This is a genomic window from Mangrovibacillus sp. Mu-81, assembly GCF_036867415.1.
Lineage (GTDB): Bacteria > Bacillota > Bacilli > Bacillales > Bacillaceae_B > Rossellomorea.
Genome location: NZ_JBAJHU010000003.1, coordinates 28,244 through 48,837 on the forward strand (window position 1 = coordinate 28,244; position 20,594 = coordinate 48,837).

Genomic DNA, 20,594 nt, shown 5'->3' on the forward strand with positions numbered 1-20,594 from the left:
ACTGGTCTGGTCTAATTTTATCCTTTTCCTAATGTGCACTCATTGCCATCAGCGAAAAGATAGGTACATTATAACACATGAATAAATAGTGTCAAAGATAAAAATTCCAAAAAAGACATCCGTCACAAGGGTATGACGGATGTCTGATTGTTTTAAGAAATATGTTTAGTAATGGAATCGGCAATTTCTTTTAAATCATCTGTGCTGTAGTCGTCATTGTGTGTTTTCCAGACTGCACCGAAGCCGTCTCTCTGGCCATAGCGGGGGATGAAGTGCATGTGGAAGTGAAAGACGGATTGACCGGCTTGTTCACCGGTATTATTTAATAAGTTGAATCCTACTGGCTCAAATTCCGCTTTTAGTGCATTCGCGATTTTAGGGGCAACGGAGAAAAGATGACTGGCAATTTCGGGCGTAAGTTCGTAAATATTTTCTTTATGTACTTTCGGGACCAGCAGGGTATGTCCTTTGGTAACCTGGCTGATATCTAGAAATGCCAACACATGTTCATCTTCGTAAACTTTCAAGGAAGGGATATCACCATCGATGATTTTACAAAAAATACAGTCGCTCACATTGTTTCCACCTTTCTGTATTGGGAGTATATTGTATATTTTATCACGAATGAAAAAAGAATGAAAAGTAAAGAAGAGACAGGAACGGTTTTCCTGCCTCTCTTTGAAGGGGGAATCTATAAAGGTTAAGTTTCATGTTTCCTTTCTTTGATAAACACTTCATTTGCTTTGTAGCGTAATCAGAGATCACATTCTGAAATTGAATGAACGTTTTGCAATGCGACCATCCCCTATTCTTTTAGCTGTTTAGCTTAAAATACTAGAAAATTAAGTGGTCTGCGACAAACACCTCATTTGGCTATAAGCATGATTTGTGTAATCTTGGAAATTGAATGACTTTGTTCAAAGTGACCATCCCCTTATCTTTTCAAGCTGAAAAGCTGCACAAGATAATTGATTCAGTCAAAATGTTCTTTAACAAACACCTCATTTATCAATATAGTGATGAATGAATATGGTGAGTGTGTCATTCACTATGAAAGAGACTATCCTTTAAGCCGCAAACAATAGTGAAATCGGTAAACTGGTCTTTAACAACCACCCCGTTTTTCTTATTGCTGGCCCCTTCAGATATTAGAATGTGCAGGAATGACCAAAGTATGAATTCTAATAAATGGAATATCGTGCTCTAACACGGTGCCATCCGGAAGAAACTTTGCTAAAATAGAGTCAAACCATGTAGAAGAGAAAGGACGTTGCTGCCCATGGCATTATTAGAGATTAATCACCTTGTCGGAGGCTATACACGAAAGCCAGTATTGAAGGATATCAGCTTTTCAATCGATTCAAGCGAAATCGTCGGTTTGATTGGATTGAACGGAGCGGGTAAAAGTACGACGATCAAACATATCATCGGCTTGATGGAACCGAAACAGGGAGAAGTTTCAATCAATGGTCATACATTGAAGAAAGATGCAGATCAATATCGCAAGCAATTTTCATACATACCGGAAACGCCTATCTTATATGACGAATTAACTCTTGAGGAGCATTTGAAGCTGACGTCCATGGCGTATGGTTTAACAGAAGACGAATTTAAAGAAAGGGTGGGGAAGCTGCTGAAGGCTTTTCGGATGGAAAAGAAGCTTGGCTGGTTTCCTGCACATTTCTCCAAAGGGATGAAGCAGAAGGTGATGATTATGTGTGCCTTTCTCATACAACCGAGCCTTTATATCATAGATGAGCCGTTTGTTGGCTTGGATCCTCTCGGCATTCAGTCATTATTGGACTGGATGGAAGAAATGAAGCGGAGCGGGGCAGGCATATTGATGTCTACTCACATTCTTGCGACTGCAGAGAGATATTGTGATTCCTTCATCATCCTGCATGAAGGGAAGATCAGGGCAAAGGGAACATTGAAGGAATTGCGAACGGAATTTTCCATGCCCGGCGCCACCTTGGATGACATATATATACAGCTGACAAAGGAAGAGTCCGACGATGAATAATGTAGAAAGCATTTGGAAGAAACGGATTATCGAATACAATCAGGAACTGCAGAAATACCTTAGATATATGTTCAATGATCATTTGCTTTTTGTCATGATTTTTGCATTGGGCGGCGCTGCTTTCACCTACAATCAATGGGTGAAGACACTGGAACCTTCTTTTCCTGCAGCAATTATTATGGCAGCGATATTGGGGCTGGTTCTTGCGTGGAGTCCAGTGTATACCTTTCTGAAAGAAGCTGACGCCGTATTTCTGCTGCCGCTTGAAGGGAAACTTTCGGGGTATTTCAGGAAAAGCATCTGGATCAGCTTCATGTTCCAGTCATATATCCAACTGCTTGTCCTGGCGGCTTTAATGCCTATGTATGTTGCAGTGTCAGGAAGGGGCTTCACAAGTTTCTTCCCATTACTTGCGCTTGTGTTGGCGATCAAGGTATGGAATCTTTATGTCAGGTGGTTCATGCTCCGTCATCAGGAAAGGGCTGCACATTTGATCGACAGCATCATCCGTTTTTTATTATCTGCTTCCTTACTTCTGCTTGTCTTATCAGATGCGCATGTACTGATGATCATAGCAGTGGCAGTCATAATGGCAGGTTACTTCGGTTATTTTCATCAAATAACTAAAAAGAAGAATTTGAAATGGGATTTGCTCATTCATCTGGAGCAGCAGAGAATGCTGTTGTTTTACCGTATTGCCAATATGTTTACGGATGTACCGAAGCTGAAAGGGAAAGTGCACAGGAGGAAATGGCTCGATTTCATTGTTAAGACAGACTTTTCACAACGTTCAACATACCGTCATTTATATCTTCGCTCTTTGGTCAGAACGAGTGAATTTTCGGGTCTTTATGTACGATTGACATTGATCGGAGCGATATTGATCTATACAAACCAGTCCTTACTCATCAACATCCTGTCTGCACTGTTATTCCTGTATTTGACGGGATTCCAGCTGATCCCTCTCTATAAACGCTTTGATTATAAAATATGGGTGCTCATCTATCCGCTCTCAAAAGACCTGAAAACATCGTCATTCAAGAATGTATTGAATCAGTCCATGATGATGCAATCATTCATTTTCACCCTTCCCCTTTTACTAAAAGGGAGGTGGATGGAGGCAATCATTGTTCTTCTGTCGGGCTTTGTTTTTTCTTTATTGTTCAGCCAATATTATTTAATTCAGCGACTGAAAAAAATGGACAGCAGCTTTTATCTTTGAAACCAATGAGCTTCCCCTTGCGTATAAAGGAATGATGAACCCAAAAGGCGGGATGGACAATGTATCAGGAAAGAGAAGAGCTTGAAACCTGGAAGAGGAGGTTCAATAAGAAATCATCTGTTTTCCAGCGGGCTTCGAAGCAGGCGCAGAAAAAGGTGAATCAATTCATACCGGAAAAAGCCCATCGATTGATTACGGAGAGTATCAAGAAGATGGTGGAAGTGACTCTCAAGGGGAGCGAATGGATCAAACTTTCAACGTTTGAATCCATGCCTTCCTTGCATGAGAGAGAAGATCGGATGAAAGAAAGACTCGAATTCCATCGGAAAACTGCCGTCATCGAGGGGGCAGGCACTGGGGCAGGAGGCATTTTCCTCGGACTTGCGGATTTCCCTTTGCTTCTTTCCATCAAGATGAGGTTTCTCAGTGAGTGCGCCGTGATACATGGCTATGATGTAAAGAAATATGAGGAGAGATTGTTTCTTCTGTATGTGTTCCAGCTTGCCTTTTCCAGCGATGAACATAAGAGAGAAACGTTGATGATCATCGAGAATTGGAATGAAGAGAAAGAAAAACTGAAAGACATGGACTGGCGTGCGTTTCAGCAGGAATATCGTGATTATATCGACTTTGTGAAGATGCTTCAGTTAGTACCTGGCGTCGGTGCAGTGGTAGGGGCATATGCGAATTACCAGCTCCTGGATCAACTGGGAGAGGTAGCAAAATTTGCGTATCGGATCCGATATTTTAATGAACGTGATTGATATCAAAAAAGATCGGCCGCGGCCGATCTTTTTTGGATTACTTTTTAACGGTCACCACGGATTCGTTATGTTTTTTTTGATAGTGAAGCGCTGCAGAAGATAATGTTTTCGCGGCAATCAATAACGCCTTTTCGTTGATATCGAATTTAGGATGGTGATGCGGATACAGAGTTTCTGCATTTTCTGGTGCTGCTCCTGTGAAGAAGTAGGTGCCTTTCACTTTTTCCAGATAGTATGAAAAATCTTCCCCTCCCATTTGGAGTTCAATTTCTTCTACGTTATGAATTTCATCGATATCAGCAGCACATTGTATGAGGAGCTGAGTTTCTTCCGAATGATTTACAACTGCCGGGTATCCTCGCTCATAACGGTATTCGTATTCACAATTGAAAGATAAACAGACCCCTTTCAGCACTTGTTCAATTTCAGTTTCAATGAAATCCCTGACTTCAGGAGCGAATGTACGGACAGTGCCGATGAGCTTTGCTTGATCAGCAATGACATTGAATGCATTGTCTGCGACAAATGAACCTACTGTGACGACAGCGGGGTGAATCGGGTTCACTCGCCTGCTTACAATCTGCTGAAGATCCGTTATCAACTGGGCGCCTGCAACGATTGCATCCTTTGTTTTATGGGGTTGTGCACCGTGGCCGCCGGAACCCTTGATGATGACTTCAAAGCGGTCGGCAGCAGCCATTACCGGTCCAGTTCTGAAGAGGACTTTCCCAAGCTTTTCTGTCGCCCATAAATGAGTGCCGAATATGACATCGACGCCTTCCAGGCAGCCATCCTCTATCATCGGCTCTGCTCCGCCCGGTGCATACTCTTCCGCGTGCTGATGGATAAGTTTGATTGATCCCTGCAGCTGTTCCTTGAATTCATTCAGCGTTTTTCCAAGAACGAGAAGGGTTGCAGTATGTCCGTCATGGCCGCATGCATGCATCACCCCCGGTACGGTTGACCGGTATTCAACATCTTTTTCATCCTGGATCGGAAGGGCATCAAAGTCTGCGCGCAAAGCGACCGTTTTACCAGACAGTCCTCCCTTAATAGTGGCCACAACCCCATTACCGCCAACATTTTCCCGGACATCGATCCCCAGTCTGCGATAATAATCAGCAATATAAGCAGCCGTCTCCTTTTCTTGAAATGACAATTCAGGATTCTGGTGCAAATATCTTCTGATTTCTACCATTTCTGTCCATCTCTGTTCCAGTTTTTGATATAATTCTTTCAGCACGGTGGAACCTCCTTATCATTGTTGAACATTTAGAATATTATAACATTAAAAAGAGGGAACAAATAGTCAATTGAAGACAATACTATTTCAAAGGAGGTTTATGATGAAAAAATTATTCTACATATCCGGCATTATCTCTTTCATCCTTTTCATGACGCTTGCCCATTTTGTCTATCACGAACTGTCCATACCTTGGGATCCCTATTTATTAGAGAATTTGACCCGTTTGCAGTTTGTTAAAATCTTTTCTGTGGTTGGTACGGAAATGGTAATCGGTATCGGGACGATCCTGTTGATTCTCTATCTCTGGTGGGTGAAAAAAGATTTTGCAGGCATTTTAACGGTCGTAGTCGCGGTGGCTGGAAGTAATGTGCTGAATAAAGGAATAAAAAATCTGATGGAGAGGGAAAGACCTCCGTATTTACACGGTGAAGATGGTTTCAGTTTCCCAAGCGGCCACGCAATGGTCGGCATTGTCTTCCTGTTGACAGCTGCCTATTTCCTCAGCCGGGAATTCTCTTCAATGAAAGTGAAATGGGGACTATACATAGTGGCGCTCATATTTGCAGTCCTGACTGGAATGAGCAGAATAGTGGAACAAGTCCATTATCCGTCAGATATACTGGCAGGCTTCTTGATCGGATACTCCCTCTATACACTGACAACCTTTCTGTATGAAAAAAGACCAGTTTAAAAGGTCCGCTCCCATTGTCAATCCAATGGGGAACGGACCTTTTTTCTTTAGATGAGGAACATGGCAACGATGGTTGTGACTGTAAGACCGATGATGACTGGAAGCATGTTTCTTCTTGCAAGTTCGAATGGGTCGACGTTACAGATGGCGGCTACTGGGATGATGGCCCATGGTACCAGCGTTCCCCCTCCAACCCAAATACCTGCAATCTGACCGAGTGCCGTGAGGGTTGCGGCACCTGTGCCGATGCTTTCTGCGAATAAGTTGGCCACAGAGCCGGCAAGTGATATTCCGGAGAATCCTGACCCATCAAGGCCGGTAATGGCCCCGACAATCGTTAATGTAACGGCTCCGACAGCTTTAGAAAGAGGAACGACCGCTGCAAGAGATGCACCGAGGTCATTCACGATACCATGTGATGTTTTTGGAAGGAAATCCCCTATGATAGTCTGGAAGCCTGCATCGCCAAGATAAAAGAATGCAGCGATCGGAATGACTGGTCCGAAAACCTTAAAACCGAATTGAAATCCGTCGATCAGATAGCCGGTTGTTCGTTCCAACCCTTTAGCTTTGAATGCGGACAAGGAAATAATCAGTAATATGAAGATCGAGGTCCCGCCAATAAGAGCAGTCGCATCTCCCCCCTGCAGGTCAAACGAAACCATGGCCGCGATGTTCAACGCAAATAATACCGGGATCAGAAGTGCGATCATTTTTTTCCAAGTAGTTGATAATAAATCAGAATCCGTCACGTTCTCATCATCATCCAGAAAGGTTGACTGATTGACTTTCAAAATTCCTTTCTTCATATCGCGTTTAATGAAGAGAAAAGCAGTGATCGTCGTGACGGCACCCATGACAATCACTAAAGGTACACTTGCTGCAATCACTTCAGCCACAGGGATTCCGGCTGCATCTGCAGTCAACTTTGGTGCGGCTTGAATTACGAAATCACCGGAAAGCGCAATCCCGTGTCCGAATAAGTTCATCGCCATAGCGATTCCGAGTGCCGGCAATCCTACCCGCAATGCCACAGGCACAAGAACAGCACCAAGCAATGCCACCGCAGGAGATGGCCAGAAAAACCATGAAATCAGCATCATGACGATGCCGATCGTCCAATATGCAAGAGCCGGAGTACGTATGAACTTAGTAAATGGACGGATCATGACATCATTGACCCCGGTCGCTGTCAGCCCTTTACTCATAGCTACAATGATTGAAATGACAAGGATGGTGGAAAGCAATTCAGTAATTGCAAAGATAAAACTATTAAAGACAGAACTTATCGAGCCGCTTAAAGAACCTGTCGCAACCAGGGCAATACTGAAAATCCCTGCAATGCATACGATGGTCGTATCCTTCCTGAAAACCATAAATAGGATGATAAATCCTATGAATACCAAGTAAATCCAATGTAGCGCCGTTAAGTCGATCCCCATTAGACACAACCTCCTTCACAAATCCTTTCTCAAATTGGGTATACGCCCGAATCTGTACTATAGGGTATGAAATTTTAAAAAAAGGTGTGAAACAACATTTCAGTCTGAAGACGTAGACTCATTCATGCCCATGTTCCTCAAATGAGTAAGAAATAACATTTATAATGAAGTAAATACAGGAAAATAGTTCCTAATCTCGAATGAATAGAATGTAAGGTGGTGAAGAAGTGAGACATGGAGGAAGTAAGCATTGGTTCTTCTCATTGGTATTATTGATGACTGGTGTAGGGCTGCTGCTGTTGAACATCGGTGTCATTTCCTTGGAAATAACAAAGATATTTGTCAATATTATCCCTATATTGTTGATGCTGACCGGATTGAAATGGACAGTGGACGGATTTTATAGAAAAAGTTTTGGGAAACTCTTCTTAGGTCTATTCAGTCTTGTTTACGGTTCACTCATCATTCTGGATGAGTGGAATAAAATCGATTTTGATTATGGCAGCTGGTGGAAGTTGTGGCCGATCCTTATTATTTCGATAGCGATATCAAGAGCAGTATTTGACAGATCGATTAAAGTGACTGTTACGAATGAAACTCCTGCTCAACAGGGTACTGATGCGGAAATCAAAGTCGGTGAAAAGCATAAAGCAAAGCTTAAGAATAAAATCAATAAAAATTTCATCGTGGGGGAAGTAAAACTGTCAGAACCCAATTGGTCACTAGAGCCTATGACATTCCACAATGTGATCGGAGACTATTATATGGATTTCAGTAAAGCATTCATCCCCGAAGGTGAGACGCCGATTGAAATAAAGGGATGGGTTGGTGATTTGAAAGTGATCATACCCGATAATGTCCCCGTTGACATCATGATTAAGGTCAAAGTGGGTGAAGTGAAGTTGTTTGACCATCAGTCTTCTGAAGTCAGGTCTGATTTCCATTATCAGTCTCCGGAATATGAACATTCCAGCAAAAAAATCAAGCTTTCAGTAAATGTGAAAGTAGCTTCGATCAGAATCAGCGGAGTATAAACGAAAGCACGAGGGATTTACTCAACTATAGAAAGGAGGGAACAGCGTGAACAGTCCTTCAACGATCAGAATCTCGATTTTTAAAAGTTTTTTTATGATGTCCATCATGGCGACCTTGATATCCTTTGTCCTTTTACAAATCTACTTGTTTATTTCAAACAATGAAGGTGTTTCACTCAGTTTATCGATTTTCTTGACAATGGCATTATTTTTCATCCTTATCTTATTAAGTGTGTACTTTGGATTCCGCACCAGCTTTACATTCAAGGGACGCATTGATGATATCACCACTTTTGTGACTTTGTTAAGGAGCGGGAAATTTTCAGCAAGATTGGATTCGTACGGACATGACGAGCTTGGCCAGCTGGCGGATGAATTAAATCAGCTCGCCAAGTATTTTCAAGAGCAGGTCAAATCACTGCAAAGGCTGGCTGATGAGAAATCAGAACTCGCCGAACGGGCACACGGTGCTGCGGTCATGGAAGAACGTCAAAGACTGGCAAGGGATCTGCATGATTCAGTCAGTCAGCAGTTGTTTGCACTGAATATGCTTTCTTCTGCAGCTTATAAGAATATTGGGGAAAATCCTGATAAAGCAGAAGGCATCATCAAGCAGGTTGCTGTAATCGCTGCAAAAGCACAGGGAGAGATGAGAGCGCTTCTTCTGCATTTAAGACCAATCGATTTGAAAGGCGAAAGTCTTCGTGAAGCATTAACGATCCTGATTCAGGAGCTTAAAGAAAAGACACAACTTGAAATCGAAGCGGCATTTGATGGAATCGAGAATCTTTCAAAAGGAACGGAAACACATATGTTCAGAATCATCCAGGAAAGTCTATCAAATATCCTCCGTCATTCAAAAGCAACAAAAGTAAAAATCATGACAGAGAAAAAAGCAGGTTTCGTGACTTTGTATATAAGTGATAATGGCAAAGGGTTCAATCTAAGTGATAGCAAAATGACATCTTATGGGCTCCAGACGATGAAAGAACGTGCTGAAGAAATCGGCGGATATTTTCAAATCCGTTCGAAAGAAGAAGAAGGGACGTATATCGATCTGCGTATTCCGGTCGGATAAAGGGGGAGAGTCTTGTGGAGAAAGTAAAAGTGATGATTGTAGACGATCATGAGATGGTGAGGTTGGGAATCAAAACCTATCTGCTGACTGAAGAACGTATTGAATTTCTAGGTGAAGCAAAGAGTGGGAATGAAGCCGTCCAGCTTGCCAAAATCTACAAACCTGATGTTATATTAATGGACCTCTTGATGGAGGATGGAGACGGAATAGCAGCCACCAGAAAGATATTAACTTTTAATCACAATTGTAAAATCATCATTCTCACAAGCTATTATGATGATGAAAAAGTATTTCCTGCCATTGAAGCAGGTGCTCACAGCTATCTATTGAAGACAGCAAGTGCAGAAGAAGTCACTTCCGCCATCTATAAAGCGGTAAAAGGGGAAGCGGTCATTGCTTCCAAGGTGGCAGATAAGATGATGACCCGTTTCAGGCCTCAGCAGAAAAAACCTCACGAAGATCTGACATCCAGGGAGCATGAGGTTTTAAGATGCCTGGGAGAAGGTATGACCAATCAAGAAATCTCCGAAGTTCTATATATAGGAATAAAGACGGTAAAAACACATGTGAGCAATATCTTAAGCAAACTCGGTGTAGCCGACCGGACACAGGCCGCGATCTACGCAAACCGAAATGGAATTGTATACAAAGAAAAATAATTCATTGGCTTAAAATGAGGAACACGAATCCAACTTCACACTAAAGCAAAAGTCCAACTCTATAGACATGGGCCAACGTACAAGGCGGAACCTCATCACTATGAGATTCCGCCTTGTTCAGTGTGTTCCTGTCTATACCGGATGGCTTCTTGAATTATCATGACCCTGTGCGGGCTGAATGAATGCACTAATTAGACATCTGAATCATTCCCCGCTCACTGCATATTCCGTTACATAAGATGCACGAGGGAAAATGTCTTTTTTGGCATCTACTCCTTCATCGGTACCGCGTTTTGCATGGGCTTTCTGGTATTGCTTGGATTCCTGCCATCCCAGGAAGCTTTGACGATTCTCCCAGAGAGTCATGATCACATATGTATCACTGTCCAAAGGACGCAGCACCCGGATGGCGATGAAGCCGGGGACTTCTTCAATCAAGCCGGCACGATTCTTGAATCGATATTCAAACAACGGACGCCCCTCATCCGAAACAGGGATATTATTGAAGACGGCATACCCCTTCTTCTCCAACGAGCCTGTTTGGTCGACGATTTCATAGCGGCGCGGAGATTCAAATATTGATTCGCCATTCGTTTCATGGACCAGCAGGGCATCTGCTTCCTGCATCAGGATCATTTTTTCTTCCGGGTGCTGATTCAATATCTTGCTTAAAAATTCATGTGTTCCTGTTGTCATATACATCTTCATTTTCATTCACCTCGTAAATGTAATCTCTCTTTTAATCTTCCCTATTATTTCCGTTCTGTAACCTGCTTTACCTTGATTTTTCAAATAGACCATTAAAATCGGCAAATTTATGACATTTTCAGTTCATAACTATACATTTTCCCTGTAAAAGTCTATAGTTTATAAGGGTTACAATTTGCACGGTTAAACAATTTTAGAATTTTATTCTTTTATAATACAATAGAACCAATGGATGAGTGAAAGGTGGCCGACAGGTATGAAACAATTAAATGATACATTTTTGAGAGCTGCGAAAGGTGAAGAAACGGATTATACACCAGTATGGTATATGAGACAGGCAGGCAGATCGCAGCCTGAATATAGAAAAATCAAGGAAAAGTATTCCCTATTTGAAATTACACATCAGCCTGAGCTTTGTGCGTATGTGACTAGACTCCCGGTCGAACAATATGATGTGGATGCGGCAATCTTGTATAAAGACATCATGTCGCCGCTGCCTGCAATCGGAGTGGACGTGGAGATCAAATCGGGTATCGGTCCGGTGATCGACAATCCGATTCGTTCTGTGGCTGATGTTGAGAAGCTTGGGGAAATCAATCCCGAAAGTGATGTCCCATATGTGCTGGATACAATCAAGCTTTTGACCAGCGAACAATTATCCGTACCTTTGATCGGTTTCGCGGGCGCACCATTTACGATGGCAAGCTACATGATCGAAGGCGGTCCGTCAAAGAACTATAATAAAACGAAAGCTTTCATGTACTCAGAACCGAAAGCCTGGTTTGCATTGATGGACAAGCTGGCAGATATGACAATCACTTATGGGAAAGCTCAAATCAAGGCTGGGGCATCTGCTTTCCAAATCTTTGATTCATGGGTTGGTGCCCTGAATGTTCAGGATTACAGAGTGTTCATCAAGCCAATCATGGAAAAGATATTCAATGAATTAAAAGAAGAGAATGTACCGTTGATCATGTTTGGTGTCGGTGCCAGCCATCTGGCAAACGAGTGGCACGACCTTCCGCTTGACGTCGTCGGGCTTGACTGGCGCCTGCCGATCTCGGAAGCGAGAGGGATGGGTATTACCAAGCCGGTTCAAGGAAATCTCGATCCGGCCATCCTTCTTGCACCTTGGGAAGTAATCGAAGAAAGAGCGAAAGCCATTCTTGATCATGGGATGGAAATCCCGGGCTATATCTTTAACCTGGGACACGGTGTATTTCCTTCAGTTAAGCCGGACACGTTGAAGCGTTTAACTGCTTTTGTACATGAATACAGTGCAAAATAATCGATCAGATACGATACTAGTAGAGGTGAGAATTGATGGCAAAAAAAAAGATGGGTCTTTTGGTTATGGCCTATGGGACTCCATATAAGGAAGAAGATATTGAGCGTTACTATACTCACATTCGTCATGGCAGGGCACCCTCTGAAGACATGCTTGAAGACTTACGCAGAAGATACGAGGCAATCGGCGGCATCTCGCCGCTTGCAAAGATTACGATGGATCAGGCTGAAAGCCTTGAAGTACATTTGAATTCTTTACAGGATGAGATTGAATTTAAGATGTATCTCGGCTTGAAGCATATTGAGCCTTTTGTAGAAAATGCGGTGGAACAAATGCATAAGGATGGCATCGAAGAAGCGGTGTCCATTGTCCTTGCTCCACATTTCTCTACTTTCAGTGTCAAATCGTATAATGGAAGAGCGAAAGAAACAGCTGAGAAATTAGGCGGTCCGCGCATTACTTCTGTGGAAAGTTGGTACGAAGAGCCGAAATTCATCGATTACTGGGTGAACAAGGTGAAAGAAACATATCGCGGCATGAGTGATGATGAACGTCAAAATGCAGTCCTGATTGTTTCGGCACACAGCCTGCCTGAACGAATCCTGCAGAATGGGGACCCTTATCCTCAGCAGCTTGAAGAGACGGCAAAACTGATCGCTGAAGGTGCAGATGTGCACGATTATGCCGTTGGCTGGCAGAGTGAAGGAAACACTCCGGATCCATGGCTTGGACCGGATGTTCAGGATTTATCCCGCGAGCTTCATAGGGAGAAAGGATACACAACGTTTGTATACACGCCTGTGGGTTTTGTTTCAGACCATTTAGAGGTTCTTTACGATAATGATTATGAATGTAAGGTAGTGACCGGTGAAATTGGTGCGAAGTACTACCGGCCGGAGATGCCGAATGCAAAGCCGGAATTTATTGACGCTTTGGCGGATGTTGTATTAAAGCACATAAATAAATAGTTACCTGGCATCCCTTATCTTGAATATCAAGGACTGAAGCTGATGAGTTCATTCTCAGGAGCTCAGTCCTTCTTTCTGATGAATGGGGAGGGACACCGGTTTATATTCTGTTTTCAGAATAATGAGCCAACTCTTTCGGGGAATGAGAAGAGATCATAATTTAGTAAAAAGAAGGCGATGAATATGAGGGGACAACAAGTAAAAAAGGTTGTGGTGATCGGGGGAGGGATCACGGGGCTGACAGCGGCATATTATCTGCAGAAAGAAATCCAGGGAAAGAATCTTCCCATCGAACTTAAGCTGGTGGAAGCATCCCACAGACTCGGAGGTAAGATACAAACACTCATTCAGGACGGATTCGTCATTGAAAGAGGACCTGATTCATTTGTCCCCAGAAACTCCAGTCCCCAGAGACTGGCTGAAGAGATCGGAATAGACCATACAATGGTCGGCAGCAACTGGGGGAAATCTTATGTCATCGCCGGCGGAGAGCTCTACCCTATGCCCGGTGGATCGATCATCGGGATACCGACTCAAATCGCCCCGTTCATCACTACGAATTTATTCTCCCTGACAGGGAAAATGAGGGCAGCAGCTGACTTCATCCTGCCAAGATCAGGAGTAACCGATGACCAATCACTCGGAAAGTTCTTCAGGAGAAGAATGGGGGATGAAGTAGTAGAGAATTTAATCGAGCCTTTACTGACAGGAATCTATGCCGGGGATATCGACCAATTGAGCCTGATGTCCACCTTTCCCGAACTACATCGGATTGAACAAAAACATCGGAGTTTGATTGCGGGTATAAAAAAAGCTGCGGCACAAACAAAGAATGAGGGGAAAAATGGAAGGTTCTTAACATTTTCAAATGGGCTGCAATCGCTTGTCGAAGGGGTAGAAGCGGCTTTATTCCCTCAGACTGTTCACAAAGGGATGAAAGTATCCCGCATCCAACAGGAAACGGGAGAAGGTTATACGATTCACTTCACAAATGGCCATGTTCTGGAAGCGGACAGTGTAGTGATCACAACACCGCATCATTCCCTGCAATCCATGTTCCCGGCATATTCATTCATGGATTTTCTGAAAGAAATGCCTGCCACTTCTGTAGCGACCGTTTCAATGGGATTCAGCCAGTCGGCGATAACAGAAAATATGAATGGAAATGAATACATTGTGTCCCGAAACAGTGACTATTCAATCACAGCCTGTACATGGACACACAAGAAGTGGCCGCATGCAGCTCCTGAAGGAAAAGTCTTGATCCGTTGTTATTTGGGGAAATCAGGGGATGAAACCATCGTGGATTTATCAGATGATCAAATACAGCAAATCGTACTAGAGGATCTTGAGAAAATCATGAATCTGGAGGGCGAACCGGATTTTACAGTCGTCACCCGTTACAAGGATTCCATGCCTCAATACACGGTCGGTCATCAAGAACGTACGAAATCCCTGTATCGTGACCTGGAAGCAGAGCTCCCGGGGGTTTTCATAGCAGGAAGTTCATTTGAAGGTCTCGGTATCCCCGAATGCATAGAGCAAGGGGAGAAAGTGGTCCGGAAGGCAATCCAATATATGCAATGAAGAAAGGACCCCCAATCGGAGGTCCTTCCTTTACATTCACATGTCACTCACTTTTTGCAACACGATATCCCGCATGCTGCAGCACCCAATTTTGTGGAAATGCACTGCCAAGCACCCAGTAACTCAATCCCCTCAGTTTATATTCATCCAAAGTCTTATGTTTTGCTTGAATGCTGCGAGAATCTTCAAACCATACTTCGTGCTGTTGGCCGGTTTCATCCCAATACCTGAAAAAAGGTGCTTGATATTCGGTGTTATACTGAATGCGGACTCCATATTTGCCCGCCATTTCTACTGCTTCAACAGGTGATACCGTCTTGGCGAATGTTCCGTCTACCCAAGGGACTTTCCAATCCCGTCCATATAAGGGAACACCCATCAGAATTTTATCAGGTGGAATAACACTTACGGCATAGTTCAAGACTTTTTTCACTTCGTTGATCGGTGCAATTGCCCAAGGTCTTCCTCCAGCCCAGCCCCATTCATACGTCATAAGAACAACAAAGTCGACAATTTCTCCGTGAGCTTTATAATCATGAGCTTCATATAGGAGCCCTTTTTGTTCTTCTTTTAATTTTGGAGCAAGTGCGGTGGAAACTTTATACCCCTTAGGCTTAAAATCCTTTACCACTTTCCTCAAAAACTGATTATAGTGTTCGCGATCCTGCGGATATACGTATTCAAAATCAAAGTTAACGCCTTTATAGCCTTTTGTCTCCATCGTTTTCAACAGGTTAGCAATCAAGGTTTCTTGAAGACTCTCATCCCTCAAGATGGCAGCAGCCAGATCAGAATCAAACATCGATCCTGAATAGTTTGTGAGTACCAGCAATGGATCGACATTATTACTTTCTGCTGCAGCGATCAATCCGGCATCATTTAAATTGGAAATAGATCCGTCTTCTTTAATGGAATACGTAAAAGGCGTCAAGTAAGTGAAGTAGATCCCCAGTCCGGTTACCTCGGCAACTCCGGAAGCCCCCGTTTGAGTAATGTACGAGTTTACTTCGATGGTTTTCCTTTTATTCGGTATTCGGATTTTCTGATCAGGATAAATGAGGGAAGGGTTTGAAATATCATTTGCATTCAGGATGTCTTGTAAACTGACTTTATAGTTGTATGAAATGGTATAAAGTGTATCCCCTTTTTTTACAATATGGGTATAGTAAGGGAGCACGACCAGCTGTCCGATATATAGCCGAGAAGGGTTGGTCAGCTGGTTGAAGTCAATCAGTTCCTGAATCCCAATGTTGACCTTTTGGCTTATTGCACTGAGTGTGTCTCCGGGCTGTACAATATATTCTTTATTTTTCTCCGGGATAAGAAGACTTTGTCCAATGACAAGTATATTCACGTTCTTTAATTGGTTGCCATAGGAAATCTGGGAAATCTCGGTATTGAATTGCCGTGAAATGGACCAAAGCGTATCTCCGCTTTTCACAACGTAAATATTCATGCGGCACCTCCTGCCAATGGGCTCTCTATAGCTTATTCATTAAGGCTTATTTTATATGTATTTAAAAAGTGTTGTGGATACGAAAAGAATGTGGTAGATTTAATAATGTGTTAATGACCAAATAATAATTTCGGTCATTCGGTCAGAAGAGAGGTGAAGGAATGGCAGTAAACCGGAAACAACAAATCGTTGAGGCAGCATCCAAATCATTTTCTTTATTCGGATATAAAGCTACGACTATGGATCAGGTTGCGAAGCTTGCGAACGTCGGCAAAGGAACGATCTATACTTTTTTCAAGAATAAAGAAGAATTATTTGATGAAATCATCACCTCATTGATTACCGAAATGAAAAGGGAAGCAGAAGAAGTCATTGTGCCTGCAGATTCTTTTTCTGATAATGTCCACCGTGCATTATTCAGAATGCTCGAATTCAGGAAAGAGCATAAATTGACAATCAAGCTCCATCAGGAAGCAAGGGAAATTGGAACACCTGCAGTGTCAGAAGTAATCGATCGAATGGAGAAGGTCGTCATCGAATTTGTCAGTAAACGAATTGAAAAAGCGATTGACACCGGTGCGATTAAACCTTGCAATCCGAAAATGACCGCGTTTGTGATGCTGAAACTATATATATCCCTCGTCTTTGATTGGGAACGTTCACATGGCCCGCTCGAAAAAGATGAAATTGCCAACCTGTTCGAATTGTATTTAATTAATGGATTATCGAAGGACTGATTGATAATCCTTACTTTTTTGGATTGAAATGACTAAATGAATAAAATAGTCATTTATTTTTTGCTAGAATTAATGACCAGATGAGGTTATTGGTCACATATTCGTTTTACTGTTGATTATAAAGGGAGGATAATATGAAAAATTCATTTACTAGATCAGAATTCAAAGCAATATTACGCAACAAAAAACTGCTTATTCCCATTCTCGCTGTATTATTTGTCCCTGTCCTATACAGCGGAATGTTTCTTTGGGCATTCTGGGATCCATATGAACAGCTGGATGACTTACCGGTAGCGGTTGTAAACAGTGACCGCGGTGCAGAGTTTAATGGCGAGGACCTTCATATCGGTTCAGATCTCGTTGAGAAACTGAAAGACAGCAATCAATTTGATTTTCACTTTGTAAAAAAGGACGAAGGTTATAAGAATCTGGAGAAGCAGGATTATTATATGCTTGTTGAAATTCCCGAAGATTTCTCAGAAAACGGTACTACTCTTCTGGATGATCATCCAGAAAAGCTTTCCCTGAAATATGTACCGAATGAAAGCTTCAACTTCCTTTCCGCTCAAATTGGAGAAACAGCGATGAAAGAAATCAAGGCAAGTCTCTCCGATTCTGTTTCTGAAACCTATGCGGAAACGATGTTTGATAAGATTCAGGAAATGGGTGAAGGCTTCCAGACAGCAAGTGATAAATCAGGCGAAATCAACAATGGAGCTATTGATTTATCACAAGGAGCCAACAAGTTGAAGGCTAATTTATCAGTGCTGGCTGAGAAAAATGTTGAAATGACAGACGGCGTGGCGAAAACGCAGGGGGGTGCTGCTGAACTTGCCAGAGGTTCGAAAGAATTATCAGATGGTGTCGGAGTTATGACCGATAAAACTCAGCAATTATATAAAGGAACTCAGGATGTGCAAACAGGAATTGATGCTCTTGCAGGTGGAATCGATAAGAGTAAGGGCGGCCTGAAAGAAGTTTATGCCGGATTAGACAGCGTGATCGGCAATACAGCCGAATTATATGCTGGTTCTCAATCTCTCGCGGAAAAAATGGGGGACCTTCAGGCGGGAGCCGATCGCGCTCAAGCAGGTGCACAGTCGATAGGGGCTGGTGCTGCTGAGCTGGAGAGACAATTGGCTCCACTCATGGGCAGCCTTCCAGAGGAAAAACAAGCTGAATTACAGGCCGCCATCAATCAAATGAAACAAGGTGCAGCCGGCCTGGAGACAGGCACAGGCTCCCTTAGCAACGGCGCCTCAGAGCTGCAAAAAGGTGCGGGCAGTCTTGCAGGAGGAATTGGAAAATTGAATGAAGGCCAGAAAAAACTTCAGGCAGGGGTTGGCCGATTGGTGGAAGGTTCTGCCCAACTTGATCAAGGTTCCAACCAGCTCCAGGCAGGTCAAGGTGAAATTGTGAAAAACGTTGGACTGCTGAACGAAAAAATGGGTGAAGTCTATCAAGGCACCAAGGGGGTTGCATCAGGAGCGGGTGAATTAAGCACCGGTCTAAACAAGGTGTACGATGGTTCTGCCCGCTTATCTGACGGGACTAAAAAGCTTGCTGATGGCTCCAGTGAGCTGGCAGAAGGCTCAGCGAAGCTGTCGGAGGGCACGACTGAATACAAAGAGAAATTAAAAGAGGCTGCCAAGGAAGCTAACAGTGTCAAGCCGAGTGAAGGTACGTACGACATGATGGCCGCACCAGTGAAAGTGAAAAATGAGAAAATCAATCACGTACCGAATTACGGAACCGGCTTTGCCCCGTATTTCTTATCACTTGGATTATTTGTCGGAGCACTGCTCATTTCGATTGTGTACCCGCTCAAGGAACCTGCAGACCGTCCATTAAGCGGGATGAGCTGGTTCTTTGGGAAATTCACAGTGCTGACAGCGGTAGGAATCATTCAGTCAATGATTGCAGCGGGGATCTTGTTGTTGGGGCTCGGTCTTGAAGTTGAAAGCGTCCCGCTGTTCCTTCTGTCTACGGTCTTCACAAGTCTTACCTTTTTGGCTCTGATCCAAATGCTTGTGACGATATTGGGAGATCCGGGACGATTTGTTGCCATTATCATCCTGATTCTTCAATTAACGACGAGTGCGGGAACATTTCCATTGGAATTGATTCCATCAGCACTTCAGCCGATCAGTGCAATACTGCCGATGACATATTCAGTCGCTGGATTCAAATCGGTCATATCAAGTGGTGATTTTGTGTTTATGTGGCAGAATCTACTCATTCTTTTAAGCTACTTCGTTGTATTTACTGCAATTACATCCATTTACTTCATGGGTCTATTCAAAAAGCACTATACAAATTCGATTGAAGCATAGAAAAAAGCGGCTGAGACAAAAGTGTGTTAGTCTGAATAAAACCCGAACTGATTTGAATTCTAAGTTCAAATCAGTTCGGGTTTTTTATTAGCTTTGTTCAAATGTCCATTTAGTATATTGCTTGTTAGAGCGGTTGATTGGAGTGCAATACGAAGACTCCTGCGGGAAAAGTAGCTTATTAGAAAAGCGGAAGGGCTTTGCTCAGAGGCGTGTGGCATAAGACGAACCGGCCTGGAAGGCGCTCTTTGCCTTCTTGGCCGGTTCGTCTTATGACATGTGCCTCTAAGCCCTGCAGCTAGACAAGTGAGACCCCGCAGGCTTGCCAATACCCGCGGAAAGCGAAGTCTTGCACGGAAATCATTAGCGGTATTCAGGGTCAATACTGATAATGTTCGTCTTTAGGCAGCCGCTTTTACATTCATAATATGGACAAACCTTTTTGAATTAGGCGGGTGTATACTAATCTGTGACATGTCTATAATGGAACTGTATGAATCAATGATATTGTAAGGGAGAGTTTTGAATGGTAAGGAAGTTTGCTATTTTTGTACTTATTATCATGTTTTCATTAATTGCTGCAGCTTGTGGGGATGGAAATGAAAACAATGCATCAAATCAAGATGAAAAGCTTGAGCCGATCCAGGCAACTTTGGAAGTTCCTGAAGCAGGTGATAAAGGAGAAAAAGTGGTATTTTCAACAGAGGTCACTCACGGTGAAGAAAAAGTGGAAGATGCAAGTGAAGTGAAATATGAGGTATGGAAAGATGGACAAAAAGACAAAAGTGAAATGATTGAAGCAAAGCATGAAAAAAACGGTATCTACAAAGCGGAGAAAACATTCGATGAAGATGGACTGTATACCGTACAGGTGCACGTGACAGCCCGTGATATGCATACGATGCCGAAAGCCGAAATACAGATCGGTGAATCGGAAGCACATGGGCACTCTGATGAAAGCAGCGACGAACACGGTCAGGGCCATGAAGAGAGCATAGTTTCTATTCATTTAATGAAAGCAGACATCATCAAAGCTAATCAAGAAACCGAGTTGAAAGTCCATGTCGAACATGCAGAAAAAGCATTGGAAGATGCTGAAGTCAGATTGGAGATTTTTAAAGAAGGTCAGGAAAAACATGATTGGGTCGATCTGACGGAAGCACAAGCGGATGAATATGAAACGAACTATGCTTTTCATGAAACCGGAACGTATAATGTTCAGGTCCATGTATCAAAAGGCAGTGATATTCATGAACACACGATGGAAAAGATAGAAGTGGAATCATAATAAAAAGAAGGCTCTCACCCCAGAGAGCCTTCTTTTTATTATGATTCCGGCAGCTGTCACACCTTATTGCTAC

The 20,594-nt window shown here is 43.0% G+C and carries 18 protein-coding genes; 13 read left to right on the forward strand and 5 right to left on the reverse strand.

Annotated features, from left to right (window positions below; all coding sequences use genetic code 11):
- Positions 1-152: 152 nt before the first annotated feature.
- A complete protein-coding gene (locus V6B33_RS07320; protein ID WP_334217103.1) occupies positions 153-575 on the reverse strand; it encodes an HIT family protein in 423 nt (140 codons plus the stop codon).
- Positions 576-1,279: 704 nt separating this feature from the next.
- Here V6B33_RS07320 and V6B33_RS07325 point away from each other — a divergent pair.
- From V6B33_RS07325 to V6B33_RS07335, 3 genes are read left to right on the forward strand one after another with little or no spacing between them, the layout of a single operon-like run.
- A complete protein-coding gene (locus V6B33_RS07325; RefSeq protein WP_334217104.1) occupies positions 1,280-2,023 on the forward strand; it encodes an ABC transporter ATP-binding protein in 744 nt (247 codons plus the stop codon).
- The gene (locus tag V6B33_RS07330; RefSeq protein WP_334217105.1) at positions 2,016-3,245 is read left to right on the forward strand and encodes an ABC transporter permease; all 1,230 of its coding nucleotides are present in this window, start codon (positions 2,016-2,018) and stop codon (positions 3,243-3,245) included. The genes V6B33_RS07325 and V6B33_RS07330 overlap by 8 nt, the downstream gene beginning before the upstream one ends.
- Before the next feature lie 59 nt (positions 3,246-3,304).
- Entirely contained in the window at positions 3,305-4,009 is a 705-nt protein-coding gene (locus tag V6B33_RS07335) for an EcsC family protein (RefSeq protein ID WP_334217106.1), read from the forward strand.
- A gap of 37 nt (positions 4,010-4,046) precedes the next feature.
- Here V6B33_RS07335 and V6B33_RS07340 read toward each other — a convergent pair whose 3' ends face one another.
- Positions 4,047-5,207 (reverse strand): M20 family metallopeptidase, encoded by a 1,161-nt coding sequence (locus tag V6B33_RS07340; protein ID WP_442915504.1) that lies wholly within the window; start codon positions 5,205-5,207, stop codon positions 4,047-4,049.
- 145 nt (positions 5,208-5,352) lie between these two features.
- Here V6B33_RS07340 and V6B33_RS07345 point away from each other — a divergent pair, with 145 nt between their 5' ends.
- A complete protein-coding gene (locus V6B33_RS07345) occupies positions 5,353-5,946 on the forward strand; it encodes a phosphatase PAP2 family protein (RefSeq protein ID WP_334217108.1) in 594 nt (197 codons plus the stop codon).
- A 47-nt stretch (positions 5,947-5,993) separates the two neighbouring features.
- On the opposite strand, the gene V6B33_RS07350 is transcribed toward V6B33_RS07345, so the two are convergent.
- Positions 5,994-7,388, reverse strand: a complete 1,395-nt coding sequence (locus V6B33_RS07350; protein WP_334217109.1) for a hypothetical protein — start codon at positions 7,386-7,388, stop codon at positions 5,994-5,996.
- 227 nt (positions 7,389-7,615) lie between these two features.
- Here V6B33_RS07350 and liaF point away from each other — a divergent pair, with 227 nt between their 5' ends.
- Genes liaF through V6B33_RS07365 form a run of 3 tightly spaced genes read left to right on the forward strand, consistent with a single transcriptional unit; the run spans position 7,616 to position 10,159 of the window.
- Positions 7,616-8,422 (forward strand): cell wall-active antibiotics response protein LiaF, encoded by an 807-nt coding sequence (liaF, locus tag V6B33_RS07355; RefSeq protein ID WP_334217110.1) that lies wholly within the window; start codon positions 7,616-7,618, stop codon positions 8,420-8,422.
- A gap of 46 nt (positions 8,423-8,468) precedes the next feature.
- Positions 8,469-9,500, forward strand: a complete 1,032-nt coding sequence (locus V6B33_RS07360; protein WP_334217111.1) for a sensor histidine kinase — start codon at positions 8,469-8,471, stop codon at positions 9,498-9,500.
- A gap of 32 nt (positions 9,501-9,532) precedes the next feature.
- A complete protein-coding gene (locus V6B33_RS07365) occupies positions 9,533-10,159 on the forward strand; it encodes a response regulator (protein ID WP_442915505.1) in 627 nt (208 codons plus the stop codon).
- Positions 10,160-10,363: 204 nt separating this feature from the next.
- Here the strand turns inward: V6B33_RS07365 and V6B33_RS07370 are convergent, their stop codons facing one another.
- Entirely contained in the window at positions 10,364-10,867 is a 504-nt protein-coding gene (locus tag V6B33_RS07370) for an antibiotic biosynthesis monooxygenase family protein (RefSeq protein WP_334217113.1), read from the reverse strand.
- A gap of 256 nt (positions 10,868-11,123) precedes the next feature.
- Between V6B33_RS07370 and hemE the strand changes: the two genes are divergently transcribed.
- The 3 genes from hemE (at position 11,124) to hemY (ending at position 14,710) form a co-directional block, all read left to right on the forward strand.
- Positions 11,124-12,155: a uroporphyrinogen decarboxylase gene (gene hemE, locus V6B33_RS07375; protein WP_334217114.1), complete on the forward strand. Its 1,032-nt coding sequence runs from the start codon at positions 11,124-11,126 to the stop codon at positions 12,153-12,155.
- 35 nt (positions 12,156-12,190) lie between these two features.
- The gene (gene hemH / locus V6B33_RS07380) at positions 12,191-13,123 is read left to right on the forward strand and encodes a ferrochelatase (protein WP_334217115.1); all 933 of its coding nucleotides are present in this window, start codon (positions 12,191-12,193) and stop codon (positions 13,121-13,123) included.
- A 183-nt stretch (positions 13,124-13,306) separates the two neighbouring features.
- A complete protein-coding gene (hemY, locus tag V6B33_RS07385; protein WP_334217116.1) occupies positions 13,307-14,710 on the forward strand; it encodes a protoporphyrinogen oxidase in 1,404 nt (467 codons plus the stop codon).
- Between the two features lie 43 nt (positions 14,711-14,753).
- On the opposite strand, the gene V6B33_RS07390 is transcribed toward hemY, so the two are convergent.
- Positions 14,754-16,166, reverse strand: a complete 1,413-nt coding sequence (locus V6B33_RS07390; protein ID WP_334217117.1) for a LysM peptidoglycan-binding domain-containing protein — start codon at positions 16,164-16,166, stop codon at positions 14,754-14,756.
- A 161-nt stretch (positions 16,167-16,327) separates the two neighbouring features.
- Here V6B33_RS07390 and V6B33_RS07395 point away from each other — a divergent pair, with 161 nt between their 5' ends.
- The 3 genes from V6B33_RS07395 to V6B33_RS07405 all read left to right on the forward strand — a co-directional run bounded on the left by V6B33_RS07395 (position 16,328) and on the right by V6B33_RS07405 (position 20,521).
- Positions 16,328-16,903 carry a TetR/AcrR family transcriptional regulator gene (locus V6B33_RS07395; RefSeq protein ID WP_334217118.1) on the forward strand — a complete coding sequence of 192 codons (576 nt, stop codon included), beginning with the start codon at positions 16,328-16,330 and terminating at the stop codon, positions 16,901-16,903.
- A gap of 134 nt (positions 16,904-17,037) precedes the next feature.
- Entirely contained in the window at positions 17,038-19,236 is a 2,199-nt protein-coding gene (locus tag V6B33_RS07400) for a YhgE/Pip domain-containing protein (protein WP_334217119.1), read from the forward strand.
- 523 nt (positions 19,237-19,759) lie between these two features.
- Positions 19,760-20,521, forward strand: coding sequence for a FixH family protein (locus tag V6B33_RS07405; protein WP_334217120.1), 762 nt, complete (start codon positions 19,760-19,762; stop codon positions 20,519-20,521).
- Positions 20,522-20,594 lie beyond the last annotated feature (73 nt).